Origin of the sequence: Haemophilus haemolyticus (assembly GCF_003490935.1) — a bacterium.
Taxonomy (GTDB): domain Bacteria; phylum Pseudomonadota; class Gammaproteobacteria; order Enterobacterales; family Pasteurellaceae; genus Haemophilus; species Haemophilus haemolyticus_M.
Genome location: NZ_QQGD01000001.1, coordinates 119,172 through 145,300 on the forward strand (window position 1 = coordinate 119,172; position 26,129 = coordinate 145,300).

Consider the following 26,129-nt stretch of genomic DNA (forward strand, 5'->3'; position numbering starts at 1 on the left):
AGATAAAAGGAACAAATCATGAGTGCCTTACAAAAAAACAAATCCTTTGATTTATTAAAACAAAATGCGATTTATTTTGTCTTGCTGATTTTGCTCGGCATTATTATTGCGCAAGATCCAACCTTTTTAAATTTAATCAACTTCAGTAACATCTTAACCCAATCTTCTGTGCGCTTAATTATTGCTCTCGGGGTTGCTGGATTGTTGATTACACAAGGGACTGACTTATCTGCTGGTCGCCAAGTTGGTTTGGCTGCGGTTATCTCTGCAACCATGTTGCAATCAATGGAAAATATGAACCGCGTATTCCCTGAAATGGGTGAAATTCCAATTCCTGTGGTAATTCTTGCAGTTTGTGCTGTGGGTGCGCTAATTGGCTTGATTAATGGGTTAGTTATCGCTTATTTAAACGTTACCCCATTCATTGCAACAATGGGTACAATGATCATCGTATATGGTTTCAACTCACTATACTATGATGCTGTGGGTGGTTCGCCAATCGCAGGTTTTAGCGAAAATTTCTCAACATTCGCTCAAGGATTCTTCCGAGTTGGTAGTTTTAAACTCTCTTACATCACGATCTATGCAGCTATCGCAGCATTATTAGTATGGATTATGTGGAACAAAACTCGTTTCGGTAAAAACGTATTTGCTATCGGTGGTAACCCAGAAGCTGCGAAAGTATCTGGCGTAAACGTTGCGCGTAACTTAGTTGTCATCTACATGATTGCAGGTATGTTCTATGCCTTTGGTGGTATGCTCGAAGCTGGTCGTATCGGTTCTGCAACTAACAATTTAGGGTTCATGTATGAATTAGATGCTATCGCCGCTTGCGTAGTGGGTGGCGTATCCTTCGCGGGTGGTGTAGGTACCGTAATTGGTGTAATCACTGGGGTTATCATCTTTACAGTTATCAACTACGGTTTAACTTACATCGGTGTAAACCCTTACTGGCAATATATCATCAAAGGTAGCATTATCATCCTCGCGGTTGCTATCGACTCCTTAAAATACGCGAAGAAAAAATAATACGAATAATCTCTCTAAAGATAACAAAAAAGTGGGCGTCCTTGCCCACTTTTGTTTTATATACTCAATTCAATATGAATTCATCACCTCACTAACGATATTTATGCAATAATCAGCAAACCCTGTATAATTGCGCCACCATTTTTATAGAGAGATAATCATGCAAATTAACTTTACACAAGTATTGCAAGACAGTTGGAACTTTTTCCGTAATCAACAAAAAATCATGCTGCAATTTGTCGCAATTTTATTTATTGTGCAAAGCGCGAGTGCACTTTTAAGCTTTCCAGTTAATGATGAAAATAAAAATGATGTATTAAATCTCGCCAATACAGATATCACGAGTTTTCTCTTTTCAGTTGCAATCACTCAGATTCTAACGAGTTTTATTGCAGCTTGGGGATTAACCTCAATCCATAAAATTAGCTTACAAAATTACCGCACTTTAGGTGAAACCTTCTCACTTACCTTGCGTCGTTTTGCAGGCGTAATTCTGTTAGATCTATTAATGGTTGCCCCAATGTTACTTGGTCTTGGTGAAGCATTTGCTGCGTTACTCACAAAAAAATCGCCCCCTATCATGTCACTTATCGCGATGATTGTTGGAGTTTGGTTCTTCGTCCGTTTAAATTTGACGGCAGTACATTATCTTTCGACTCAAGATACACTTTCGCAAACTATCCGAAAAATTTGGATACGAGGAAATACTCGAAAAGGCGTATTGTTTATTTACACCCTACTGGTTTATTTTCTAGTGCCAGTTCTCATTTTCCAATTAAGCGTATTTTCCAATAATGCTGTATTTGATATGGTAATAGGCATTTTCACCGCATTACTTAATATTTTTATGCTAGTAGTGACTTATCGTTTCTACAGTTTATTTATGAAGGATTAATCAATATGAAACAACTCCTTGACTTTATCCCTTTAATTTTATTTTTTGTCACTTATAAACTCGGTGGTGTACGTGAAGCAGCCATCGTATTAGTGGTTGCAACAATTTTGCAGATCGTGATTTTAAAATGTAAATACGGAACCGTTGAAAAACAACAAAAAATCATGGCAAGTGCGGTCGTTTTTTTTGGACTTTTAACCGCTTACTTTAATGAAATCCGCTATTTGCAATGGAAAGTGACAATTATCAATGCCTTGTTTGCCATTGTTTTGCTCGTCGCACAATTTCAATTTAAAACGCCATTAATCAAAAAATTACTTGGGAAAGAGCTACAACTGCCCGAAAAGGCTTGGAATACACTTAACCTCGGTTGGGCAGTATTCTTTATTATTTGTATGTTGGTGAATATTTATATCACCCATAATATGTCGGAAGAAGCTTGGGTTGATTTCAAATCTTTCGGAATTATTGGTATGACGGTAATTGCAACAATTATTTCAGGTGCTTATATCTATCGCTATTTACCTAAAGATGATTCAAATTCAAAAAATGGAGAAAAATAATGTCTTCCAATTTTACTGATAAAAATGGCCGCCATTCCAAAGGGATTCTATTACTAAGAACCTTAGCAATGCCTTCTGATACCAATGCTAACGGAGATATTTTCGGTGGTTGGATCATGTCTCAAATGGATATGGGTGGGGCAATTTTAGCAAAAGAAATCGCACATGGGCGCGTAGTTACCGTTGCGGTTGAAAGCATGAATTTCATCAAACCAATCTCTGTGGGCGATGTGGTTTGTTGCTATGGCCAATGTCTAAAAGTTGGACGTTCTTCCATTAAAATTAAAGTAGAAGTATGGGTGAAAAAAGTAGCGAGTGAGCCAATTGGTGAACGCTATTGCGTGACTGATGCGGTATTTACTTTCGTTGCAGTAGATAATAATAGTCGCTCACGCACGATTCCTCGTGAAAATAACCACGAATTAGAAAAAGCATTGGCCTCAATTGCAGAGTTAGAGGCTGAACAAAACGCTTGTTAATAGAAGGAAATAATGATGTTCTATGTGATTTTTGCCCAAGACATTCCAAATACATTAGAAAAACGTCTTGCAGTACGTGAGCAACACTTAGCTCGTTTAAAACAACTTCAAGCAGAAAACCGTTTACTTACGGCAGGTCCCAATCCAGCTATTGACGATGAAAATCCAGGAGAGGCTGGTTTTACTGGTTCAACCGTAATTGCACAATTCGCAAACTTACAAGCAGCAAAAGACTGGGCGGCACAAGATCCTTATGTAGAAGCTGGCGTATATGGTGATGTTATTGTAAAACCATTTAAAAAAGTATTTTAGCCCTCCTCAATTGTAATAAGCTAATATGAAAAAAGTCGCTGTAATTTCTCTCTGTATTTTGACCGCACTTTCTGCTTTTGCCGATACACCTAACACGGCAACAGCATCAATCAATCTTGAGCAAGAAAAACAAAACTGGGCATCAATACAGCATCAAGACTACTTAAAACGTTTAAAACAACGTGAAACCTTTTTGCAAGTTGAAGGTTTGTTAAAAAGTGCGGTAAAAAACCAACAATTTTCTGAAGCGACTCAAAATATCACAAAAACCTTAATATATTCATTGCAAGGCTATCCTTTGCAATACGATTTGCTAGCACGTTTTTGGGAAACAAAAATCTCTTTTTTAAAGGCTGATGACATTCAAGGCAAACAACAAGCAATAAATGAACTCAATGCATTAGTGCAACAAAATTACCCTTTTGTGACGCCAGCATTTCAAGCCTTATTACAAAAGCTATCCACGCTTGAGGAACAACAAACATCAGCAACGTCTGATAATGCTAAAGAAAATAACAGGGTTCAAGAAGAACAAAATCAAGTAGAAAATCCTAAACAACTTGCTGAGATGATAAAGAACAGTAACGCTAACACGTTAGATAAAAGTGTATTAATCGATGCTTTTCCTCGTTATCTAAAAACATTATCGGAACAAATAGAGAATCCAAATTTTGAACTCTATCAGCAATTGGCTGAAACTTGGCAACTCTCAGAAGATGAAATCAAACAGTGGAAAACAGCCTTTTTAAATCGTTTTTTTGATAATGAAAACGCGGATTTTCAAAAATGGCGTGATGAACAAATCCAACAATTAAAAACTGATAATCTAACTGAACGCCGTTTACGAATGGCAATTTGGCAGAAGACAGACCTTTCTCCGTGGCTTAATTCACTTACTACTGAAGGAAAAGCAAAACAAGAATGGCGTTATTGGGAAGCTAAACAAGATATATCAAAAAATATAGAAAAACTGACCGCACTTTCAAAAGAGCGAGGATTCTATCCAATGTTAGCTGCTGCGCAATTAAAGCAAGCATATAAAGTCGATTTTCCCGTAGCTCCAAGTTTTACCACGGCAGAAAAACTCCCTTTCGAGCAAGTTTTCGCTATGATTCGAGAGCTGAGAGAACTTGGGCGAAATGGTTTAGCAAAACAACGTTGGCGAATTTTACTTGATAATGCTGATTTCACAACACAGCTAAAACTTGCAGAATATGCTGAAAACCAACAATGGTTTGAATTAGCTGTTGATGCTTCTATTGTTGCAAAAGCGTGGGATTACCTTTCTCTTAGACTGCCAAATGCTTATCCTGAATACTTCAATGCAGCATTACAGAATTTGAATATCAGCAAAACTTTTGCAATGGCAATCGCCCGTCAAGAAAGTGCTTGGAATCCAATGGCACAATCTTCTGCAAATGCGCGGGGCTTAATGCAACTTCTACCAAGCACGGCAAAATTGACTGCAGAGAATAATCAGCTGCCTTATCAAGGCGAACAAGATTTATTCAAACCATTGAATAATATTTTGCTAGGTACCACACATCTGAATGAACTCAATGGAAAATATCCTAATAATCGAATATTGATTGCAGCAGCTTACAATGCAGGAGCAAATCGAGTAGAAAAATGGTTAAGTCGCGCCAATGGAAAATTAGCATTAGACGAATTTGTCGCATCTATTCCTTTTTACGAAACTCGTGGTTATGTGCAAAATGTAGTCACTTATGATTTTTACTATCAAATTTTACAAAATCAAGAAAACCCACAAATCTTTAGCCAAGAAGAATTGAATCGGCTATACTAAACGCACTAGTTTAATAGTGTGAATGGGAGCGTAATTATGTATATCAGCCGCAATTTAGAACAATGGAATGCATTTCTTCAAATGCTAAAAATTGCCTTTGAAGAAAACAAAGCGCTGGAGTTTCTAACCTTATTATTAACGGCAGACGAACGAGATGCTGTAGGATTGCGCTTGCAAATTGTCTCTCAGCTGATTGATAAAAATATGCCTCAGCGTGAAATTCAACAAAATTTGAATACAAGTGCCGCCACAATCACTCGAGGTTCCAATATGATTAAAACGATGGATCCTGATTTTATGCAATGGATGAAACAACATCTTGATCTCATTGAAAAAAACTAAGCGAATTTTTACCGCACTTTCACGCTTATTTAGTCCTAAATGGTGGAAAAAGAACTGGCAGCGAGTTGTCTTTCGTTTTTTTTTCGCCGTTTTTGCTTTGTTGCTACTTTTTCGCTTTATCCCTATTCCATTTTCCGCTTATATGGTACAACAAAAAGTCGCTAATCTTTTACAAGGCGATTTTCGATATCAAATCCAATATAACTGGGTCAGCCTAGAAAATATCTCCCCAAACATTCAATTAGCTGTGATTTCATCAGAGGATCAGCGTTTTCCTGAACATTTAGGCTTTGATTTTGAGGCTATCCAACGAGCAATTCGGTATAACGAAAAATCTAAAAAAGGAATCCGAGGAGCATCAACCATTTCCCAGCAAACCGCTAAAAACTTAATGCTTTGGCACGGACAAAATTGGCTACGAAAAGGTTTAGAAGTTCCAGCAACTATGTTGCTCGAGCTAACTTGGTCAAAAAAACGTATTTTAGAAGTGTATTTAAATATTGCAGAATTTGGGAATGGCATTTTTGGTGTGGAAGCGGCAAGTCGCTATTACTTTAAAAAATCAGCTAAAAATTTAGCTCAAAATGAAGCCGCACTTTTAGCTGCAGTGTTACCCAATCCAATCATTTATAAAGTAAATAAGCCAAGCTTATTAGTTCGTAAAAAACAAGCTTGGATTTTGAGACAAATGGGAAATTTAGGTACAGAATACTTAAGCCATTTATAAAAAATCCAATCAAATTTCTAAAGTAAAAAAACTGAAAAATATTTACTTAATACATAAAATAAAAAAACGAGTCTTAGACTCGTTTTTTATTTATAGCATTTTTATTACAGATTTATTACCGCAAATAATACCCAAACAGTATAAATTGTGGCTAAACCATAAAAAATAAATCCACCAGCTGGCACGTGCACTTTAAGATCGTGCATACCGTGGTGAATACGGTGTAAACCGCACCACATTGGAAAAATAGTAAGCACTAAAATAACTAATTTACCAATCCAAGAATAAGCAAAAGTAATTAAATTATGCGCATCGACTAAACCAAATGGTAATAACAAACCTATAATTAAAATAACGACAGGGAAGAAAATTGCACTCACTGTGCCGCCTGCACCGAACATTAACCATACTGGCGGTTCGCCGGAGCGTTTTGGATTTTGATCAACCATTTTTTCTCTCCCTTAAATATAAACTAAAACTAACGCAATCACGCTAACTAATGCGGTTACCGCCCAAAGTGCATTTCTTACCACAGTGTGTGGTAAGCGTTCATTTTTCACAATGATATTCATCACTTTTGGTGTCATTAAGAAATATGTCACCGTATGATAAAGCATTGCGATAAGTGTAATAATATTTAAGAACACCACAATTGGGTTTCTTAAAAACTCAATAAAGCTCAAGATGCCTAAGCCTGGCATCGGATTGCTTGCGAGGCAAAGAACACCATAAAGCAATACGATACAAAACCATACAGCAAAGATTGAAGTCGCTTCACGTAGCATATAAGCTTTGTAGAAGTCCAATTTTTGCCACCAAGTCGCTGTCATTGGACGAACATATTTTTTACGTTTACTCACTGTTACTGACATTCCTTCCCCCTTAGCCTTTTGGTTTTAGCATAGAGATAACATAATCTTTGGCACTTTCCACTTTTCCTTGGTTAATTGCAGAAGCAGGATCCACATGTTTTGGACAAACTTCTGAGCAATAACCAACGAAAGTACAACTCCAAACCCCGTTTTTACCATTTAATAATGACATACGTTTTGCTTTACCATGGTCACGGTTATCAAGATTATAACGATGAGCCATCGTAATAGCTGCAGGGCCTAAGAATTCAGGATTTAAACCAAATTGAGGGCAAGCGGCATAGCATAAACCACAGTTGATACACATTGAGAATTGACGATATTTCTCAAGCTGTGCTGGCGTTTGTTTAGTGCGACTTGCTTGCAATTCTTTCGAAGGATGTGGTTTACCATCTAATGCTGGTGCTTCGTTACCAATAATATAAGGTTTAATTGCCTCTAAACTTTCGATAAAGTGGCTTAAATCAACCACTAAGTCACGTTCAATTGGGAAGTTTGCTAACGGCTCAATACGCATATGGCCACTGTAATCACGTAAGAACGTTTTACAAGCCAATTTCGGTTTGTTATTCACCATCATCCCGCAAGAACCGCAAATCGCCATACGGCAAGACCAACGATAAGAAAGAGATGGTTCAAGCTTATCCTTGATATAACCTAACGCATCAAGCAAGGAGGTTTGGTTATCATAAGGTACTTGATACGTACTTAGATGCGGCTCTTGATCGATTTCAGGATTGTAGCGTAATACTTCAACATTCATTACTGGTGAATTAGCCATTTGCTTGCTCCTTAGCTTTCGCAGCTGCTTCTTGAGCTTCTGCTTCCGCACCGTAAACACGTTTTGCAGGTTGAGATTTAGTAATTTTCACCGGACTGTATTCAATGCTCGGTGCACCATTCTCATTGTAGAAAGCAAGTGTGTGTTTTAAATAATTTACATCATCACGTTCAGTGTAATCTAAGCGTTGGTGAGCACCACGAGATTCTTTACGTTCAATCGCTGAATTTGCAATAGATTGTGCAACATCTAGAATGTACCCCAACTCAACTGTGTAAAGTACATCTGTATTGAACACACTTGAGTTATCTGCAACACGAATACGTTTATAACGTTCTTTTAATTCTGCAATTTTATCTACTGCTTTTTGCATGCTTGCTTGGTCACGGTAAATACCACAACCTTCTTCCATTATAGAACCCATTTCATCACGGATTTCAGACCAAGATTCATTACCTTCTTGTTTATGAAGGGCTTCTAAACGAGCAACAACATCTTTTGCTTGAGCATCAACCGCACTTTGATTTACAGATTGAGCCTCAACTGCACGTTGTGCCGCATATTCGCCAGCAACACGACCTAACACAACAAGTTCAGCTAAAGAGTTAGATCCTAAGCGGTTTGCACCATGTAAACCTGAAGATGCACATTCACCTACAGCAAATAAACCTTTGATACGAGTTTCGCTATTGAAATCGACTTCAATACCGCCCATGGTGTAGTGAACAACTGGACGAACTGGAATTGGCTCATTCACTGGATTTACACCTTCATAAGCACTTGCTAATTCACAAATGAATGGCAGGCGCTCATGTAAATATTTTTCACCAAGATGACGTAAATCTAAATGCACAACATCTACGCCTTTCGCGGTTTTTAAGGTATTACCTTTTTTCCATTCTTGCCAGAATGCTTGAGAAACTTTATCGCGAGGACCAAGTTCCATATATTTATTTTGAGGTTTTCCAATTGGTGTTTCTGGTCCTAGACCGTAATCTTGAAGATAGCGATAGCCATCTTTATTCACTAAGATACCACCTTCACCACGACAACCTTCAGTCATTAAAATACCAGTATTCGGTAAACCTGTTGGGTGATATTGAACAAACTCCATATCACGAAGTGGTACACCATGACGATACGCCATAGATAAGCCGTCACCTGTTACAATACCGCCATTGGTATTGAATTTAAATGCACGACAACCACCACCAGTTGCAATAACAACCGCATTTGCATTAATTTGAACCAGCGAACCTTCCATCATGTTCATTGCAACCATACCACGAGCATGGCCATCATCAACAAGAATATCTAATACGAAGTGTTCATCAAAACGTTGGATTTGTGGATATTGAATAGAAGTTTGGAAAAGCGTGTGTAATAAGTGGAAACCTGTTTTATCAGCGGCGAACCAAGTACGCTCAATTTTCATTCCACCAAAACGACGTACGTTTACATCGCCATCAGCTTTACGGCTCCAAGGACATCCCCAACGTTCTAATTGAGTCATTTCCACTGGTGAATGTTGTACGAAATATTCCACAACATCCTGTTCGCAAAGCCAGTCACCACCAGCCACAGTATCTTGGAAGTGTTTATCGTAAGAATCTTCTTCTTTGATAACTGCCGCTGCGCCACCTTCTGCTGCCACAGTATGGCTACGCATTGGGTACACTTTTGAAACTAATGCAATTTTTAAGTTAGGATTTGCTTCTGCTGCTGCAATCGCTGCACGTAAACCGCCACCACCAGCGCCAACAATCGCAATATCGACATTAACAATTTGCACGATATCCTCCAATAAATGTAGAAAGTAAAAAATAGAAATCACCCTAAAAGGGTAATCTAGTGAGGCCATTCTGCCATTTTTTGTTACAAATTAATAACGTTTTTTTATGTAGGGAAAGGGGAAAAGTATGATTTTGTGATCTACCTCAAAAAACCTTAGATTGAGTTGAGAAGGGCTCTCGTTTACAATGATGCAAATTTAAAAATGGGAATAAAAATGACCGCACTTACTCATTGGCAACCTTCTGCCGATATAAAAAATCTTCTTAAACGTGCAAAAATTATTGCTGAAATTCGTCAATTTTTTACAGAGCGAGGCTTACTTGAAGTTGAGACGCCTGTTCTAAGTGAATTTGGCGTCACTGATTTACACCTTTCCACATTTAGCACAGAATTTCTGGCACCTTTTGGTGAACAATCCAAAACACTTTGGCTTTCTACAAGCCCTGAATATCATATGAAACGCTTGCTCGCTGCAGGTAGTGGACCGATATTCCAAATCAGTAAAGTGTTCCGTAATGAAGAAGCCGGTAATCGCCACAATCCAGAGTTTACCATGTTGGAATGGTATCGACCGCACTTTAGTATGCATCGTTTAATTAATGAGGTAGATGATTTACTCCAACAAATTTTAGATTGCCCACCTGCAGAAAGTTTAAGCTATCAATTTGTTTTCCAAGAATATGTAGGCTTAGATCCATTATCAGCAGAACGTTCAGAATTAATCGAAGCCGCGCGTAAACATAACTTTATGGCTAAAGATGATGAAGAACGCGATACTTTATTACAGTTCTTATTTAGTGAAGTCGTTGAACCTCAAATAGGAAAAGATCGACCTGTTGCGGTTTATTATTTCCCTTCAACACAAGCAGCCCTAGCACAAGTGAGCCCAGAAGATCAGCGGGTTGCAGAACGCTTTGAGTTTTATTACAAAGGCTTGGAACTGGCAAATGGTTTCCATGAATTGACAGATGCACGAGAACAAAGACATCGTTTTGAATTAGATAATCAGCAAAGAAAAAAACATGGATTGCCAATTCGAGACATTGACGAACGCTTTCTAGCAGCATTAGAAGCAGGCTTACCAAATTCTTCTGGCGTTGCGCTAGGAGTCGATCGCCTAATTATGGTTGCGTTAGGTTGTGAGAAAATTAATGAAGTGATTTCTTTTGCCGTGGATAATGCCTAGACGAAAAGTGCGGTAAAAAATCTACCACACTTTTGATTCTTAGTTACTGATCCATAATGGCAATCGTATAGTAACAGCAAGCCCGCCTAGTGGGCTTTTTTCAGCCCAGACCTTTCCTTGATGCTCCTGAACAACATTAGACACAATCGCCAATCCTAGTCCTGTTCCGCCAGTCGTTCTAGTTCGCGTCTCATCTACTCGATAAAATGGTTTGAAGATTTTTTCAAATTCATCTGGATGGACTCCAGATCCGTTGTCATCTATACGGATCCTGAGAAATTCTTCTTCTTCTTCTTCTTCTTCTTGGATAAAAATATGAAGTTCGATCTTATCCTTGGTGTATTTAAGAGCATTTGTCACAATGTTTTCGACCGCACTTTCTAGCAATCTAAAATTGCCGTTAAGTTGTAATTCATTTTTAGGTAAACGAATATTTGTGAGAAACGCTATACCACGTTGCTCAGCCTCAAATTTGGCATCGTTGATAATATCAGTCCAAAGCGTATTGGCATAAAAAATATCCCGTTCCATTTGGCTATTCATTTGCTGGCGTGAAAGTAGAAGCAATTCACTAATCATTTTATCCATGCGCCCAATTTCTCTTTGAATGCGTTTTACGCTATCTGTTTCACCACATTCATGGCGAACAAGCGCTGTAGCCAACTGTAAACGAGTGAGTGGTGTTTTTAATTCATGTGAAATAGATGAAAGTAGTGTTTGTTGATTAGAGATTAGATGATCAATAGAGGCTGCCATTCGATTAAAACTTTGACCAACTTGACGTAATTCTAATGGACCATTAGCTACTAAGCTCTTATCAATTTTAAAATTGCCTAATGCCACTGAATTCGCAGCTTCTTGCAAGCGAGAAATCGGATTAGTCAGCATTCTTGTAAACCACCAAAGCAACGGGCTAGTGATTAAAAGAATAAGCAGAATCAATATAATAGGTCTATCAAAAACATAATTAAAGATCTCACGCTGTGGGTTAACGTAAGAAATAAAATACAAGGCATAAGAGGCTGTATCCCCTAAATAAACCTGGAACGGTCCTGAAAGCTGAAGCTCATTAAAATTTTTACGTTTAGGTTCTGAAAAATCGCCGGATACATCTGCAAATCTTCGAATATAAGGCGCTTCCTCTGGTAATTCACCGAGAATATTTTTAGTTTTTAAATTAATCAGAACAGGTCTGGAAGGTTGAAATTTATCTGAATGTAAAATAGGAACTTCTGAAATTAGTCCTTGTAACTGACCATTACGAACGATGTTCAGAATTTCTTTTTGGTAGTTAACAATATCCGATTCTTTTAGAGGAGAATAGAGTCTGAGATCGAAATTAGGTAGTGCGATCACAAGACTCATCATGATGAAAAAAGAAAACCAGAACAGAGCAAATATTCTGATTGCAAGTTGATTTAAACTGAAAAGACTACGCAATTTCATAAAATTAAGTGACTAAAAGATATCCTTTTCCGCGTAAGGTTTTCAACCAAGGCAATTTGCTTTCTCGCTCTGGTAATTTGCGTCTCAAATTAGATATATGCATATCAAGAGAGCGGTCGAACGGACTTAATGTTTTTCCTAGCACTTCCAAACTTAATTCTTCACGAGTAACAATATCCCCCTTTGATTCTATTAATCGCTGAAGGATCTTAAACTCATAATCCGTTAAATTTAAGTTTTCCTCACCATACATCGCAGTTTGGCGAGTCAAGTATAAGGTTACGTTCTCAAAAGATAATATTTCTTTTGTATCGTCAACATTATTTGATGGAGACACACTTCGACGCAAAATCGCTCTAATTCTTGCAACTAATTCACGATCATTAAATGGTTTAGGCAAGTAATCATCCGCACCCAATTCTAAGCCTAATACGCGATCAATGTCTTCATCTCTTGCAGTAAGCATCATCACTGGCACATTAGAGACTTTACGAATTTCTTTTAATGTATCAAGACCATTTAGCTTCGGCATCATCACATCAAGTAAAACCAACTCATGGCTTTCATCAAGTTTTTGTAATGCCTCTAATCCATTATTTGCTGTTTGAACATCAAACCCTTCTAGCGTTAAAAGGGATGAAAGTAATTCCGTCAATTCAACATCGTCATCAACGAGCAAGAGTTTTGACATTGGGGATTCCTTTTTATCAATCGTTCTTGTTGTAGTGCGGTGAAAATAGAAAGATTATTTCCAGAATTGCCACCAGCTGGATTTTGCTTTCTCACCAGTTTGAATAATGGTGTTGTTCTCGCCTTGTTGAGAAACTTCTGGCAAAGGTTTATCAAGATTGGTTTCTGTCACAATACCACGTTGATCAAATTTTACAGTGAAAGTATGTTGAACAGGTGTTTCATAAGCACGTTGTTGTAAGAACACATAGTACCAAGTCTGACTATTATAAGGATCGATTAATACTGGCGTACCCAACAAATATTGTACTTGTTGAGCAGTCATGCCTTCTTTAACTTGAGCAACTGTAGTCGCTTCTAAATAGTTGCCTTGTGGTACATCAATTCGATATACAACTTTTTCAACGGTGGAACAAGAAGCGACGCTTAATGCTAAAAAGGTTGCGCCTAAAAGTGTTTTAACTTGCATTTTCTTTACCTTATTTGTGCAAAAGTACTGTCAAATAATACCCAAGTTTGAGCATATTTCCAAATTAATTCTCTGATTTTAAAGCCTTTTGTAATTGATCTTTTAAATTCGGCGGTAAACCTTTGATAGTAAGTGTATCCGTCATCGGTTCCCATTGAATTCGAGTATTTAATAAATCGGCATCAAAACTAATACTCACTCCCTTTCCAGAGCCAGTAAATTTTGTTAAGGATTTTAAGGTTGAACGTACTGGCGGAATACTGTCTTCCAAACCATAATTCTGTTCTTCCGCAAAAGTAACAAAAGGCTGTTCGTTTAGAGTGGGTAAAGAATCAGAAAGTTCCTGCAATTCAATTTCATCACCGCCTGCAAGTTGAGCTTTGCAATATTCAAACACTTGTTTTTTCACTGCTTGAGTTTGCTCTTTGTTGAGCTCACCTTGATCACAATAATCACTCACAGCTTGCAATAAACATTGATTTTGAACTTGTGGATTTAATCCTTCTTCGGCACCTAAAAAATCCATGAAAAAATCACTAATTTTGCGACCAACACGACCTTTTATGAAAGTTAAATAACGATTAGAGTTTGCATTCACCTGTAAATCCGTCAAATTCACTCTTGCCGCAATATCAAACTGAGTAATATCAAGATATTCTGTACGGCGAATATCTAAATGCTCATCGACCAGCATACTATGACGGCTATCAAGCAATGCAATAAACAAATAATCTGTCGCTAAGAAATTATATTGACATAAAATCAAAGTACCACTTTCTGCAAAGTTATATTTACCTAGCTCATCTGCAAGCAATTTTGTTGAGTATTGACTAAAACCTAAAAACTCAATTTCTTGTTCCAATAAACGATTTAAATGTTGTGCAAATATAGACTTTTCCTGAAACACGCCAAAAGCCTTAGCTTTATTTTGATAACCTTGATGAAGTTGCAACATCATTTGTTCTACTTCTGGCGTAATTGACAGCAACTCATCGCGTAATACGCTTTCCATTTTTATGCTGTCGCCATCCACATTTTTGACTAACTGATGCAAAACAATTTGATTAACGGTAATACTCATTTTTGTCACCTTTGAAAAATTTGCTGCAAATTATAACCGCACTTTTTAAGCAAGAAAAAAGAAATTATTTAGGTTCTACCAAATAATCGGGTATCATAAGCCAAATTTTTGTTTTATTTTTAACATTATGGCTCAATATTCTAAATATTCTGATGCACAGCTAAGTGCAATTGTGAACGATATGATTGCAGTATTAGAAAAGCATAAAGCCCCTGTAGATCTATCCTTAATCGCACTGGGTAACATGGCAAGTAATTTATTAACCACCAGTGTGCCGCAAACTCAACGTGAGGCATTAGCCCAAGCGTTTTCTAATTCCTTAATTAATGCGGTAAAAACACGTTAATATGAAATGGATTAAAAAAGGCATCTTCAGCGGCAAGCAATACCGAGATGACGTTTCACGAAAAATTTCGTGGGGTCATTGGTTTGCCTTTTTTAATATTATTGTTGCTATTCTTATTGGCACTCGTTATGCCTTTATCATTGACTGGCCAGATACTCTAGCAGGAAAACTTTATTTCTTTGTGAGTTTGCTCGGACATTTCAGTTTCAACGTTTTTGCGTTGTACTTACTCGTGGTCTTTCCACTGAGTTTCATTGTTAAAAATCATCGCACTTTTCGCGGATTAACCGTGATATTTTCCACGATTTGTACAACCTTATTATTATTTGATACCGCCGTTTTCAATCGTTTTAATCTACATTTATCCTCTGTTGTATGGAATTTACTCGTTAATCCAGAAAATGGCGAAATGTCACGCGATTGGCAAATTTTCTTTGCACCAATGCCCATTATTTTATTAGCGCAAATGTTATTTTCTCGCTGGAGTTGGGAAAAATTACGTAGTCTTGAACGCCAAAAATGGCTAAAAGCTGTCGGTGTATTCTTGACTTCCACATTTATTACGACGCACTTAATTTATGCTTGGGCAGATGCTTATTTATATCGCCCAATTACGATGCAACGCTCTAATTTTCCTCTTTCTTATCCAATGACAGCTCGTTCTTTTTTAGAAAAACACGGTTTCTTGGATGGAGAAGAATATACGCAAAAATTGGCGCAAGAAGGTCGTTTAGATGCCTTAAAAATTGATTATCCGAAAAAAGAACTCTCTTACGCACCAATTACGCACAAACCTAATGTTCTGATCGTAACGGTTTCTGGTTTACGCCATGATGCGATTTCTAGTGAAAAGATGCCAAAACTTGCTGAATTTGCGACAAATTCAACAGAATTCACTAATCATTACAGCACAGGCAATAGTAATAACACAGGCTTAATTGGGTTATTTTACGGGCTAAATGCAAATTACACAGATAGTATTTTAAGCAATCATACCCAATCTGTTTTAATCGAAAAATTACGTGCTGAAAATTATCAATTGGGTTTATTTTCGGCTACAAATTTCAAAGATAGCGTCTTCCGCCAAGCATTATTTCGAGAAATGAAACTTTCATCGAATAAAACCAACAAACCAAATAATGAAAGTGCGGTAAAAAATCTCAATGATTTTATTAAAGCACAAAAAACTGACTCACCTTGGTTTGCTTATTTGGATTTAGCCTTGGAGGCTAAAAATCCATCAGATTATGACCGCACTTTGCAGGACATTGATTCTCTTTTAGCAAAAGCGTTAGAAAGTACACCGCTTGAAAATACATTAGTCATCATCACGTCAGAGCATGGTTTAAGTTTTAATGAAATGAATGAAAAAGAGCGAGAAAACTACTTTGGGCGTGATGAAATTCAAGTCCCATTGCTTGTGTATTGGAAAGATTTACCGGTAGGCAAACAAAATGGATTAAGTAATCATGCGGATATTTTCTCTGCATTAATGCAAACAGTGTTCGGCGTAGAAAACCCGTTGATGGATTATAGTCAAGGACGCAATCTCTTTGATCTCAAGGGAGATGACTGGGTACTTGCCTCTAATTTCCACTGGAACGTGGTGATTCAACCTGATGGAACGCAATACCACATTGATCGCAAAGGTAATTACAAAAAATTCGATAAGGATTATATTGAGCAATCTTCAGACAGACCGCCACTTGGAATCTTCTTAGAAGCCTTCCAATTACAAAATTTCTTCTTTGAAAAATAATCTGTAAGGGCATAAAAGAATAGATTTTTTGCCCTTAAGCCTTTATACTCACGTCTCAGTTTAAGACTGAAAAATGTTATTAATGAAAATCCGTGAGTTTTTCATAACATTATCATAATGCTTCTCGTCGTACTTACAGTACCTTTCAATTAATATACATTCTCGTCTTTTTATCCTTTCTTTTTTACGGAGTTTGTATGAAAAGCCACGTTCGTAGTTTTAAAACCTATATTCGCGATGAAATTATCAAAAAAGGCGGATGGGTAAATGCCCATGCACATGCTGACCGCGCTTTTACGATGACGCCAGAGAAAATTGGGATTTATCATAGCAGTAATTTGCAACAAAAATGGGATTTAGTGGATGAAGTAAAACGCACTTCCAGTGTTGATGATTATTACGCACGTTTTTGCCAATCTATTGAATTAATGATATCCCAAGGTGTAACCGCATTTGGTACTTTTGTCGATATAGACCCAATTTGTGAAGATCGTGCAATTATTGCCGCACATAAAGCCCGCGAAGTGTATAAACATGACATCATTTTAAAATTTGCCAATCAAACTTTAAAAGGGGTAATTGAACCCACTGCGCGTAAATGGTTTGATATTGGTGCGGAAATGGTAGATATGATTGGCGGCTTACCATATCGTGATGAATTGGATTATGGGCGCGGCCTAGAGGCGATGGATATTTTGTTAGATAAGGCCAAATCTCTTGGGATTATGTGTCATGTACATGTCGACCAATTCAACAATCCAAGTGAAAAAGAAACTGAGCAACTTTGCGACAAAACCATTGAACATGGAATGGAGGGGCGAGTTGTGGGTATCCACGGTATTTCCATTGGCTCACATTCGAAAGAATATCGTTACAAACTTTACGAAAAAATGCGTAAAGCCAAAATGATGATGATAGCCTGTCCGATGGCATGGATTGACAGTAATCGCAAAGAAGATCTTATGCCATTCCATAATGCACTCACGCCAGCAGATGAAATGATTCCCGAAGGTATCACTGTTGCCCTAGGCACAGATAATATTTGTGATTACATGGTTCCTCTATGTGAAGGCGATTTATGGCAAGAATTAAGCCTATTGGCTGCGGGTTGCCGTTTCCCTCACTTAGATGAAATGGTCAACATCGCAAGTATTAACGGTCGTAAAGTGTTAGGACTAGAGCCAATTTAGCTTTTTATTCCACCCAACCAAAAGTGTGGTCAAAATGGACAACATTTAAAAGTTGATTCAAAAATCTAGCTTTTAAATGTTGTCCATTTTCATTGTTCTTTTGTGTTTTTTAACTTGCCAAAAAACAAAAAATAAATAAAATGAACGCTCATTCATTTTTGAGCAATTATTGCTCCTTATTTTACTCAAGGATCTTATGCGACAAGCAAAAACAGACTTAGCTGAACAGATTTTTTCAGCGACAGATCGTTTAATGGCAAAAGAAGGGTTGAAACAACTTTCTATGCACAAACTTGCGAAAGAAGCGAATGTAGCCGCAGGAACGATTTACCTTTATTTTAAAAACAAAGATGAGTTGCTTGAACAATTTGCACACAGAGTATTTTCAATGTTTATGGCAACACTTGAAAAAGATTTTGATGAATCTAAGCCTTTTTTCGAACAGTATCGACAAATGTGGAAAAACATTTGGTATTTCTTACAAGAAAATCCCACCATTCTATCCAATTTAAAGCAATATGAATCTTTGCCTAATTTCAAGGATATTTGTAAAAACGTTAAAAATTGCCGTTGGGATTTATTTTGTCATCAAGCACAAAAAGCTGGCTTATTAGCGGAATTATCTGAAGATATTCTCTTTTTATTAAGTTTGAAAACGGCGATAAATTTAGCCTCTGATGCAAAATTTATCGATTTTGATCTTAATCCTGAAATTTTAGAATCTGTGATTAAACGCTCCTGGCGTGCAATTCAGAAATAATTGTTGTTATTTTTATAACGGAGCTTTAAACATGAGTCAAACTCAACATCAAAGACCAAAACGCTCACATATTTTCTTTATGAAAATAATTTTAGTGGTATTTGTCTTAATTTTTGCCGGTGTCATCGCTTTTAATATGATAAAAGGCGTAATGATAAGCCGAGCCATTGCGGGAATGCCAGAACCTTCAAGCCCAGTAACCGCACTTGAAGTTCAACCCCGTGAATGGACGCCAGTTATCAACACAACAGGTCTTGTGCGTCCAAATCAAGGCGCGATGCTCAGTACACAAAATGCAGGTACGATTTCTCAAGTGCTCGTGCGAAATGGCCAACAAGTGAAAAAAGGCGATTTACTCATTGAACTCGATAGTTCTGTTGAACATGCAAGCCTTCAAGCCGCACAGGCACAACTCCCAGCTCTTCGTCAAACTTATCAACGTTATGCTAATTTATTGAAAAGCAATGCTGTTTCACGACAAGAAATGGATAACGCAAAAGCGGCTTATGACGCTCAACTAGCCAATATCGAATCTTTAAAAGCAGCAATTGAGCGCCGTAAAATTGTTGCGCCATTTGATGGCAAAGCAGGTATTGTGAAAGTAAACGTAGGTCAATATGTGAATGTAGGAACAGAAATTGTGCGTGTAGAAGATACTAGCTCAATGAAAGTGGATTTTGCCCTTTCACAAAATGATTTAGATAAATTGCATATCGGTCAACGCGTCACAGTGACAACAGATGCTCGCTTGGGCGAAACATTTTCAGCTCGAATCACGGCTATTGAACCAGCCATTAATTCATCAACTGGTTTAGTTGATGTTCAGGCTACATTTGATCCTGAAGATGGGCGTAAATTGCTTTCAGGTATGTTCTCTCGCTTACGCATTGCGCTTCCAACTGAAACAAATCAAGTTGTCGTTCCACAAGTAGCTATTAGCTACAACATGTATGGTGAAATTGCTTATTTACTCAAACCATTATCTGATGAAGACAAAGAGAAAATGGCTGAGAATAAAAAATTAGATCGTTTATATCGAGCAAAACAAATTACTGTATTTACTAAGGATCGCCAAGGTATTTATTCTCAATTACAAGGTAATGAGGTAAAACCTGGTGATAAAATTATTACTGGTGGTCAACAAGGTATCGGCAATGGCAGTCTTGTAGAATGGATTGAAAAAGATATTGTAGGTGCAACAGAACCAGTAAATAAAACTAACCTTTAATTAACTAGGAAATACGAATGAAATTTACCGATATATTTATTCGTCGTCCTGTTTTAGCGATTTCAATTAGCTTGCTTATTATTATTTTAGGTTTGCAAGCTATTTCGAAATTGTCAGTGCGTGAATATCCTAAAATGACCACCACGGTAATTACGGTAACAACCGCCTACCCTGGTGCTGATGCAAATCTAATTCAAGCATTTGTTACCTCTACATTAGAAGAATCTATCGCTCAAGCGGATAACATTGACTATATGTCATCCAGTAGTGCACCAAATGCATCGACTATTACAGTCAAAATGAAACTGAATACCGATCCTGCCGGAGCACTTGCTGATGTATTAGCAAAAGTAAATGCTGTGCGTTCTGAATTACCAAGTGGAATTGAAGCACCAAGCGTCGCCTCTTCCTCTGGCGGGACGGGGATTATGTATATAAGTTTCCGCTCCAACAAACTAGACTCAAGTCAAGTAACTGACTACATTAATCGTGTAGTCAAACCTCAATTCTTTACGATTGAAGGCGTGGCTGGAGTACAAGTATTTGGTGCGGCTGAATATGCATTACGTATTTGGCTAGATCCTCAAAAAATGGCGTCACAAAATCTTTCTGCGCCAACAGTGATGTCTGCCCTTTCTGCAAATAATGTACAAACTGCGGCTGGTAATGATAATGGCTACTATGTTACTTACCGCAATAAAGTTGAAACAACGACCAAATCCGTTGAGCAATTAGGTAACTTAATTGTTGCTTCTCGTGGTGATGATTTAGTACGCCTGCGCGATATTGCGACCATTGAATTGAACAAAGAAAGTGATAATTCTCGTGCAACCGCAAACGGTGCAGATTCTGTGGTATTAGGCATCAATCCAACTTCATCGGCTAACCCATTAACCGTTGCAGAAAAAATCCGACCGCTCTTTGAAAATATCAAAAAGCAACTACCGGATAGTATGGAAACTGACATTCTTTATGACAGTACTATTGCGATTAATAGTTCAATCCATGAAGTAATTAAAACTATTGTGGAAGCAACTGTTATTGTATTAGTGGTTATTTTGATGTTTATTGGATCGCTTCGCGCAATTTTAATTCCAGTTCTCACCATTCCGATTTCGTTGATCGGTGTTTTAATGATGCTACAAAGTTTAGATTTTTCTATTAACTTAATGACATTATTAGCGCTTATTCTCGCTATCGGCTTAGTCGTTGATGATGCGATTGTCGTGTTAGAAAACGTAGATCGCCATATTAAAGAAGGAGAAACACCATTCCGCGCTGCAATTATTGGTACTCGTGAAATTGCCGTGCCTGTAATTTCCATGACTATCGCATTGATCGCGGTTTACTCACCAATGGCTTTAATGGGGGGCATTACTGGCACATTGTTTAAAGAGTTTGCTTTAACCCTTGCTGGTGCGGTATTTATTTCTGGTATCGTGGCATTAACGTTATCGCCAATGATGAGTAGTAAATTACTTAAATCCAATGCTAAACCAACATGGATGGAAGAACGCGTAGAACATACCTTAGGTAAAGTAAATCGTATTTACGAATACATGCTTGATCTCGTTATGCTAAATCGTAAATCCATGCTGGCTTTTGCTGTGGTAATTTTCTCAACGCTCCCATTTTTATTTAATTCACTTTCTAGTGAATTAACGCCAAATGAAGATAAAGGCGCATTTATTGCGATTGGTAATGCGCCATCTAGCGTAAATGTGGATTATATTCAAAATGCAATGCAACCGTACATGAAAAATGTAATGGAAACACCTGAAGTCTCTTTTGGTATGAGCATTGCTGGTGCGCCAAATTCTAATGGCTCGTTAAATATAATCACATTGAAAGACTGGAAAGAACGTTCACGCAAGCAATCTGCCGTAATGAACGAAATCAATGCAAAAGCGAAATCAATTCCAGAAGTCTCCGTATCTGCATTTAACTTTCCTGAAATTGATACAGGGGAACAAGGCCCTCCAATCGCTATTGTGTTAAAAACTGCTCAAGATTATAAATCTTTGGCAAATACCGCAGAGAAATTCCTAAGTGCGATGAAAGCCTCTGGCAAATTTATTTATACGGATTTAGATTTGACCTATGACACGGCGCAAATGACAATTTCAGTCGATAAAGAGAAAGCTGGGACTTACGGTATCACGATGCAACAAATTAGTAATACTTTAGGGAGTTTCTTATCTGGAGCAACAATTACGCGAGTCGATGTGGATGGACGTGCCTATAAGGTTATTTCACAAGTAAAACGTGACGACCGTTTATCGCCCGAAGCATTCAAAAACTATTACTTAACGGCAAGTAATGGACAATCTGTGCCATTAAGCAGTTTAATCACGATGAAGCTAGAAACACAGCCAACTTCATTATCACGCTTTAGCCAATTAAACTCAGCACAGATTAGCGCAGTACCAATGCCAGGTTCATCAACGGGTGATGCAGTTGCATGGCTACAACAACATGCGACAGACAATTTACCGCAAGGCTATACGTTTGACTTTAAATCTGAAGCACGTCAATTAGTACAAGAAGGTAACGCATTAGCCGTCACTTTTGCATTGGCTGTTATCATCATATTCTTGGTACTTGCCATTCAGTTTGAATCTATACGGGATCCAATGGTAATTATGATTTCCGTACCATTAGCCGTAAGTGGTGCATTAGTGAGCTTAAATATTTTATCCTTCTTTGGCATCGCGGGAACAACATTAAATATCTACTCTCAAGTTGGGTTGATTACTCTCGTAGGATTAATCACCAAACACGGTATCTTAATGTGTGAAGTGGCAAAAGAAGAGCAGCTAAACCATGGTAAAACTCGAATTGAGGCAATCACTCATGCAGCCAAAGTACGTTTACGCCCAATCCTAATGACAACGGCGGCAATGGTAGCAGGCTTAATTCCATTGCTCTATGCTACAGGTGCGGGAGCGGTATCTCGCTTTAGTATGGGGATAGTGATTGTAGCGGGATTATCCATTGGTACTATTTTCACCTTGTTCGTATTGCCTGTGGTATATAGCTATGTCGCAACCGAACACAAACCATTGCCGGTTTTTGATGAAAATAAAACAACCCACTAATTAAAACATAGAAAAAACAAACCGCACTTAGGTGACCCAAAGTGCGGTTTATTTTTTAGATTATTTTTAGCCTAAGATTTTATCTAACTCTTGGCTAACTTCTTCTACTTTTTGTGTACCGTCTAAACGGAAATATTGAGTATTCCCCGCTTTCGCTTCTGCTTGGTAATAATCAATTAATGGGCTGGTTTGTTTATGATATACGGCTAAACGATCTAACACAGTTTCAGGTTTATCATCTGCACGAATAATTAAATCTTCACCAGTTACATCATCCTTACCTTCCACTTTTGGTGGATTATAAACGATGTGGTAAGAACGGCCAGATGCTTGGTGTACACGACGGCCACTCATACGTTCAACAATCACTTCATCTGGCACATCGAATTCTAAAACAAAGTCAATTTTAACGCCTGAATCTTTCAGCGCATCCGCTTGTGGAATAGTACGAGGGAAACCATCTAACAAGAAACCATTTGCGCAGTCAGGTTGTGCAATACGATCTTTTACAAGGGCAACGGTTAATTCATCTGGTACTAATTTACCTTCATCCATTAATGCTTTGGCTTGTTTGCCAAGTTCAGTCCCTGCTTTGATTGCAGCACGGAACATATCGCCAGTTGAAATTTGCGGGATACCAAATTTGTTCATAATAAATTGTGCTTGAGTGCCTTTACCTGCGCCCGGTGCACCTAAAAGAATAATTTTCATAAAAAATCTCCATTAATAAAAACGTGATTAAGATACTGATAAAGCATAGTGCGGTCAAATTTTTTATAATTTTTACCGCACTTTTATAGTGAATTTGTCGTATTATTTTCTTGATTCCAAGGCGCTACCCAAAATAAACAAAGCATGCCTGGAATCGCTAAAAATAAACAAAACCAAAAATACTGATAATACCCCACTGCTCCCACAACATAACCAGAAAGCATACCTAAAACTTTACTTGGCAAGGCTGAAAGGCTTGTAAAAAGTGCAAGCTGTGTTGCGGTATAAAGGGGATTACTCTCACGCGCCATAAAAGCCACGAAAGCTGCGGTACCAAGTCCAACGCCGATATATTCTGCCGCAATCACAACACCTAGTTTCCATAACTCGGCTGATGTAATAACATCAAAATGACCGAAAGCCGCCAACCAAATAAACCCACCAATTGTCACCATCTGTACAAGCCCAAATAGCCACAATGCACGATTAATACCCAGTTTTAACATTATCACACCACCAGCAAGCCCAGATAAAATGCTTGACCAAAGTGCGGTACTTTTTACAACAATGGCTATATCCTCTTTGCTAAACCCCATATCATAAATAAATTTGGTTTGTAGCGTTGTAGCAAAAGAATCCCCGAACTTATACAAAAACAAAAACAGTAAAAAACCGATAGCCTGAACGACGCCCTTACGCTGGAAAAATTCTTGTAATGGAATCCAAAATGCTTGATAGAACGGCTGATTAGATTGTTGCACGTTGATTTTGGGCTCTTTAGCTAAAAATAGTGTCATGAAGATGCCCGCTAACATACAAAGTGCGGTCCATAAAAAGACGGTTTCCCAAGGATAAATCGCCGCCAAATAGAGCGATAATCCACCGGGAATTAATCCCGCAATTCGATAAGCATTAATATGAATAGTGTTTCCCAAACCTAATTCATGATCACTCAAAATTTCACGACGATAAGCGTCTAACACGATATCTTGTGTGGCTGAAAAAAAGGCGATAAGCAACGCAATATTTGCTACCGTGCTAAGTTGTGTGAGTGGATCAAAAAGGCTAATGATGTAAAGTAAAATCAATAATGCTACTTGTGAAAGCAACATCCAGCTACGACGACGCCCTAAAAAACTCGGGAAATAACGATCCAATAATGGTGCCCACAAAAATTTTAATCCATAAGGCAACATCACACCGGTTACAGCACCAATAAGCTCAATTGAAAGATGTTTATCTGTCAGCCAAACAGGCAACATTTGCAATAACACAAATAATGGCAAACCAGAATTAAAACCTGTGAATACGCAAATCAACATCTTGCGCGTAAAAATTTGGGAAGAAAGGGAATTTGACATAAAGTGCGGTTAATTTTGGTTGTATTTTAGAAACTTCTGCTTTCAATTAAAGGACAAGTGTAAAAATTAGGGGGATTTTTAATTACATCCCCCAATGTTTAGCATTCTTCTTCCTAAAAAAGAAAAACAAATATTAGAGAATATTAATCTCTATACCCTTTTGGATTATTTTTCTGCCAGTTCCACGTATCTTGCATCATCTTTTCAAGACCTCGTTCTGCCACCCAACCAAGCTCTTTTGCAGCTAAACTAGGATCAGAATAGCATGCTGCAATATCACCAGGACGGCGTTCTACAAGTTTATATGCAATTGTAATGTCGTTGGCTTTTTCAAAGGCTTTTACCATATCTAATACAGAATAACCATGGCCTGTACCGAGGTTATAAATATGTAAACCAGCATCATTTTCATGACGTTGAAGCGCTTTTAAATGCCCCACAGCTAAATCCACTACATGAATATAATCACGCACGCCTGTTCCATCATGAGTGTTGTAATCACTACCAAATACAGAAAGTTGCGCTAATTTACCGATGGCAACTTGGCTAATATAAGGCAACAAATTATTTGGAATACCATTTGGATCTTCACCAATTAAACCACTTTCATGCGCGCCAACTGGATTAAAATAACGCAAGATAGTCATGCTAAATTTTGGTTCTGCTTTTGCTGTATCGCGTAAAATCTGTTCAACCATATATTTAGATGTACCATAAGGATTGGTTGTACCGCCGACTTCACAATCTTCTGTAATTGGAATAATTTTTGGATCACCATAAACCGTTGCAGATGAACTAAATACAAAGTTCCAAACACCTGCTTTTTTCATTTCTTGAATTAATACAAGGGTGCCAGCGACATTGTTCATGTAATATTCTGTCGGCTTTTGAACACTTTCTCCTACGGCTTTCAATCCAGCAAAATGAATAACAGAGCTAACCTCATTTTCTGCAAAAATTTTTTGTAACAAAGCACGATCTAAAATATCCCCCTCATAAAACTTTGCTTCTTTGCCTGTAATTTGTTTTACACGCTCAAGGGATTTTGGCGATGAATTGCAAAGATTATCTAATACCACCACCTCTTTGCCAGCATTTAATAATTCTACAACTGTGTGAGAACCGATATAACCGGCGCCACCTGTCACTAAAATGGCCATAATGATTTCCTTATTAATTATTGAGACTAAAAAAATTATATCA

General features: G+C 37.7%; 26 protein-coding genes. 15 read left to right on the forward strand and 11 right to left on the reverse strand.

The window, feature by feature from the left end; all coding sequences use genetic code 11:
- Nucleotides 1-18 precede the first annotated feature (18 nt).
- The 8 genes from mglC to mtgA all read left to right on the forward strand — a co-directional run bounded on the left by mglC (nt 19) and on the right by mtgA (nt 6,154).
- A complete protein-coding gene (mglC, locus tag DV417_RS00665; protein WP_065250291.1) occupies nt 19-1,029 on the forward strand; it encodes a galactose/methyl galactoside ABC transporter permease MglC in 1,011 nt (336 codons plus the stop codon).
- A gap of 160 nt (nt 1,030-1,189) precedes the next feature.
- The gene (locus DV417_RS00670; RefSeq protein WP_118877953.1) at nt 1,190-1,924 is read left to right on the forward strand and encodes a hypothetical protein; all 735 of its coding nucleotides are present in this window, start codon (nt 1,190-1,192) and stop codon (nt 1,922-1,924) included.
- A 5-nt stretch (nt 1,925-1,929) separates the two neighbouring features.
- On the forward strand, nt 1,930-2,487 hold the full coding sequence (locus DV417_RS00675; protein WP_065245760.1) for a septation protein A: 558 nt from the start codon (nt 1,930-1,932) through the stop codon (nt 2,485-2,487).
- Nucleotides 2,487-2,966 carry an acyl-CoA thioester hydrolase YciA gene (yciA, locus tag DV417_RS00680; protein ID WP_005641128.1) on the forward strand — a complete coding sequence of 160 codons (480 nt, stop codon included), beginning with the start codon at nt 2,487-2,489 and terminating at the stop codon, nt 2,964-2,966. The genes DV417_RS00675 and yciA overlap by 1 nt, the downstream gene beginning before the upstream one ends.
- Before the next feature lie 15 nt (nt 2,967-2,981).
- Entirely contained in the window at nt 2,982-3,278 is a 297-nt protein-coding gene (locus tag DV417_RS00685) for a YciI family protein (RefSeq protein WP_005633433.1), read from the forward strand.
- Between the two features lie 25 nt (nt 3,279-3,303).
- Nucleotides 3,304-5,085, forward strand: coding sequence for a transglycosylase SLT domain-containing protein (locus DV417_RS00690; RefSeq protein WP_118877955.1), 1,782 nt, complete (start codon nt 3,304-3,306; stop codon nt 5,083-5,085).
- A gap of 36 nt (nt 5,086-5,121) precedes the next feature.
- Nucleotides 5,122-5,427: a trp operon repressor gene (trpR, locus tag DV417_RS00695; RefSeq protein ID WP_118877957.1), complete on the forward strand. Its 306-nt coding sequence runs from the start codon at nt 5,122-5,124 to the stop codon at nt 5,425-5,427.
- Nucleotides 5,414-6,154 carry a monofunctional biosynthetic peptidoglycan transglycosylase gene (mtgA, locus tag DV417_RS00700; protein WP_118877960.1) on the forward strand — a complete coding sequence of 247 codons (741 nt, stop codon included), beginning with the start codon at nt 5,414-5,416 and terminating at the stop codon, nt 6,152-6,154. Before trpR ends, mtgA begins: the two co-directional genes overlap by 14 nt.
- 104 nt (nt 6,155-6,258) lie before the next feature.
- On the opposite strand, the gene frdD is transcribed toward mtgA, so the two are convergent.
- From frdD to frdA, 4 genes are read right to left on the reverse strand one after another with little or no spacing between them, the layout of a single operon-like run.
- The gene (gene frdD / locus DV417_RS00705; RefSeq protein ID WP_005631316.1) at nt 6,259-6,603 is read right to left on the reverse strand and encodes a fumarate reductase subunit FrdD; all 345 of its coding nucleotides are present in this window, start codon (nt 6,601-6,603) and stop codon (nt 6,259-6,261) included.
- A gap of 12 nt (nt 6,604-6,615) precedes the next feature.
- On the reverse strand, nt 6,616-7,026 hold the full coding sequence (gene frdC, locus DV417_RS00710) for a fumarate reductase subunit FrdC (protein WP_118877962.1): 411 nt from the start codon (nt 7,024-7,026) through the stop codon (nt 6,616-6,618).
- A gap of 10 nt (nt 7,027-7,036) precedes the next feature.
- The gene (locus tag DV417_RS00715) at nt 7,037-7,807 is read right to left on the reverse strand and encodes a succinate dehydrogenase/fumarate reductase iron-sulfur subunit (RefSeq protein WP_005631312.1); all 771 of its coding nucleotides are present in this window, start codon (nt 7,805-7,807) and stop codon (nt 7,037-7,039) included.
- Complete coding sequence (gene frdA, locus DV417_RS00720) at nt 7,800-9,599, reverse strand: fumarate reductase (quinol) flavoprotein subunit (protein WP_118877965.1); 1,800 nt, start codon at nt 9,597-9,599, stop codon at nt 7,800-7,802. The genes DV417_RS00715 and frdA overlap by 8 nt, the downstream gene beginning before the upstream one ends.
- 216 nt (nt 9,600-9,815) lie before the next feature.
- Here frdA and epmA point away from each other — a divergent pair, with 216 nt between their 5' ends.
- Nucleotides 9,816-10,787, forward strand: coding sequence for an elongation factor P--(R)-beta-lysine ligase (gene epmA / locus DV417_RS00725; RefSeq protein ID WP_118877967.1), 972 nt, complete (start codon nt 9,816-9,818; stop codon nt 10,785-10,787).
- Between the two features lie 39 nt (nt 10,788-10,826).
- Here the strand turns inward: epmA and cpxA are convergent, their stop codons facing one another.
- From cpxA to yejK, 4 genes are all read right to left on the reverse strand, one after another.
- Nucleotides 10,827-12,233, reverse strand: a complete 1,407-nt coding sequence (gene cpxA / locus DV417_RS00730) for an envelope stress sensor histidine kinase CpxA (RefSeq protein WP_118877969.1) — start codon at nt 12,231-12,233, stop codon at nt 10,827-10,829.
- Between the two features lie 4 nt (nt 12,234-12,237).
- Nucleotides 12,238-12,924, reverse strand: coding sequence for a response regulator (locus DV417_RS00735; protein ID WP_118877971.1), 687 nt, complete (start codon nt 12,922-12,924; stop codon nt 12,238-12,240).
- Nucleotides 12,925-12,978: 54 nt separating this feature from the next.
- Complete coding sequence (bamE, locus tag DV417_RS00740; protein WP_005634176.1) at nt 12,979-13,392, reverse strand: outer membrane protein assembly factor BamE; 414 nt, start codon at nt 13,390-13,392, stop codon at nt 12,979-12,981.
- A gap of 64 nt (nt 13,393-13,456) precedes the next feature.
- Nucleotides 13,457-14,473 carry a nucleoid-associated protein YejK gene (yejK, locus tag DV417_RS00745; RefSeq protein WP_118789904.1) on the reverse strand — a complete coding sequence of 339 codons (1,017 nt, stop codon included), beginning with the start codon at nt 14,471-14,473 and terminating at the stop codon, nt 13,457-13,459.
- 127 nt (nt 14,474-14,600) lie between these two features.
- On the opposite strand from yejK, the gene DV417_RS00750 reads away from it, so the two are divergent.
- From DV417_RS00750 to acrB, 6 genes are all read left to right on the forward strand, one after another.
- On the forward strand, nt 14,601-14,819 hold the full coding sequence (locus tag DV417_RS00750) for a YejL family protein (protein WP_118877973.1): 219 nt from the start codon (nt 14,601-14,603) through the stop codon (nt 14,817-14,819).
- A gap of 1 nt (nt 14,820) precedes the next feature.
- A complete protein-coding gene (locus DV417_RS00755) occupies nt 14,821-16,578 on the forward strand; it encodes a DUF3413 domain-containing protein (RefSeq protein WP_118877975.1) in 1,758 nt (585 codons plus the stop codon).
- Between the two features lie 197 nt (nt 16,579-16,775).
- Nucleotides 16,776-17,768 carry an amidohydrolase family protein gene (locus DV417_RS00760; protein WP_005631292.1) on the forward strand — a complete coding sequence of 331 codons (993 nt, stop codon included), beginning with the start codon at nt 16,776-16,778 and terminating at the stop codon, nt 17,766-17,768.
- A gap of 196 nt (nt 17,769-17,964) precedes the next feature.
- The gene (acrR, locus tag DV417_RS00765; protein ID WP_118877977.1) at nt 17,965-18,528 is read left to right on the forward strand and encodes an efflux transporter AcrAB transcriptional repressor AcrR; all 564 of its coding nucleotides are present in this window, start codon (nt 17,965-17,967) and stop codon (nt 18,526-18,528) included.
- A 31-nt stretch (nt 18,529-18,559) separates the two neighbouring features.
- Nucleotides 18,560-19,756: a multidrug efflux RND transporter periplasmic adaptor subunit AcrA gene (gene acrA / locus DV417_RS00770; RefSeq protein WP_162790767.1), complete on the forward strand. Its 1,197-nt coding sequence runs from the start codon at nt 18,560-18,562 to the stop codon at nt 19,754-19,756.
- A gap of 17 nt (nt 19,757-19,773) precedes the next feature.
- Nucleotides 19,774-22,854: a multidrug efflux RND transporter permease subunit AcrB gene (acrB, locus tag DV417_RS00775; protein WP_118775361.1), complete on the forward strand. Its 3,081-nt coding sequence runs from the start codon at nt 19,774-19,776 to the stop codon at nt 22,852-22,854.
- 66 nt (nt 22,855-22,920) lie between these two features.
- On the opposite strand, the gene adk is transcribed toward acrB, so the two are convergent.
- The 3 genes from adk to galE form a co-directional block, all read right to left on the reverse strand.
- Entirely contained in the window at nt 22,921-23,565 is a 645-nt protein-coding gene (gene adk / locus DV417_RS00780) for an adenylate kinase (protein ID WP_005631284.1), read from the reverse strand.
- An 83-nt stretch (nt 23,566-23,648) separates the two neighbouring features.
- A complete protein-coding gene (locus tag DV417_RS00785) occupies nt 23,649-24,926 on the reverse strand; it encodes an MFS transporter (RefSeq protein ID WP_118877979.1) in 1,278 nt (425 codons plus the stop codon).
- 143 nt (nt 24,927-25,069) lie between these two features.
- Nucleotides 25,070-26,086 carry a UDP-glucose 4-epimerase GalE gene (gene galE, locus DV417_RS00790; RefSeq protein WP_118877981.1) on the reverse strand — a complete coding sequence of 339 codons (1,017 nt, stop codon included), beginning with the start codon at nt 26,084-26,086 and terminating at the stop codon, nt 25,070-25,072.
- Nucleotides 26,087-26,129 lie beyond the last annotated feature (43 nt).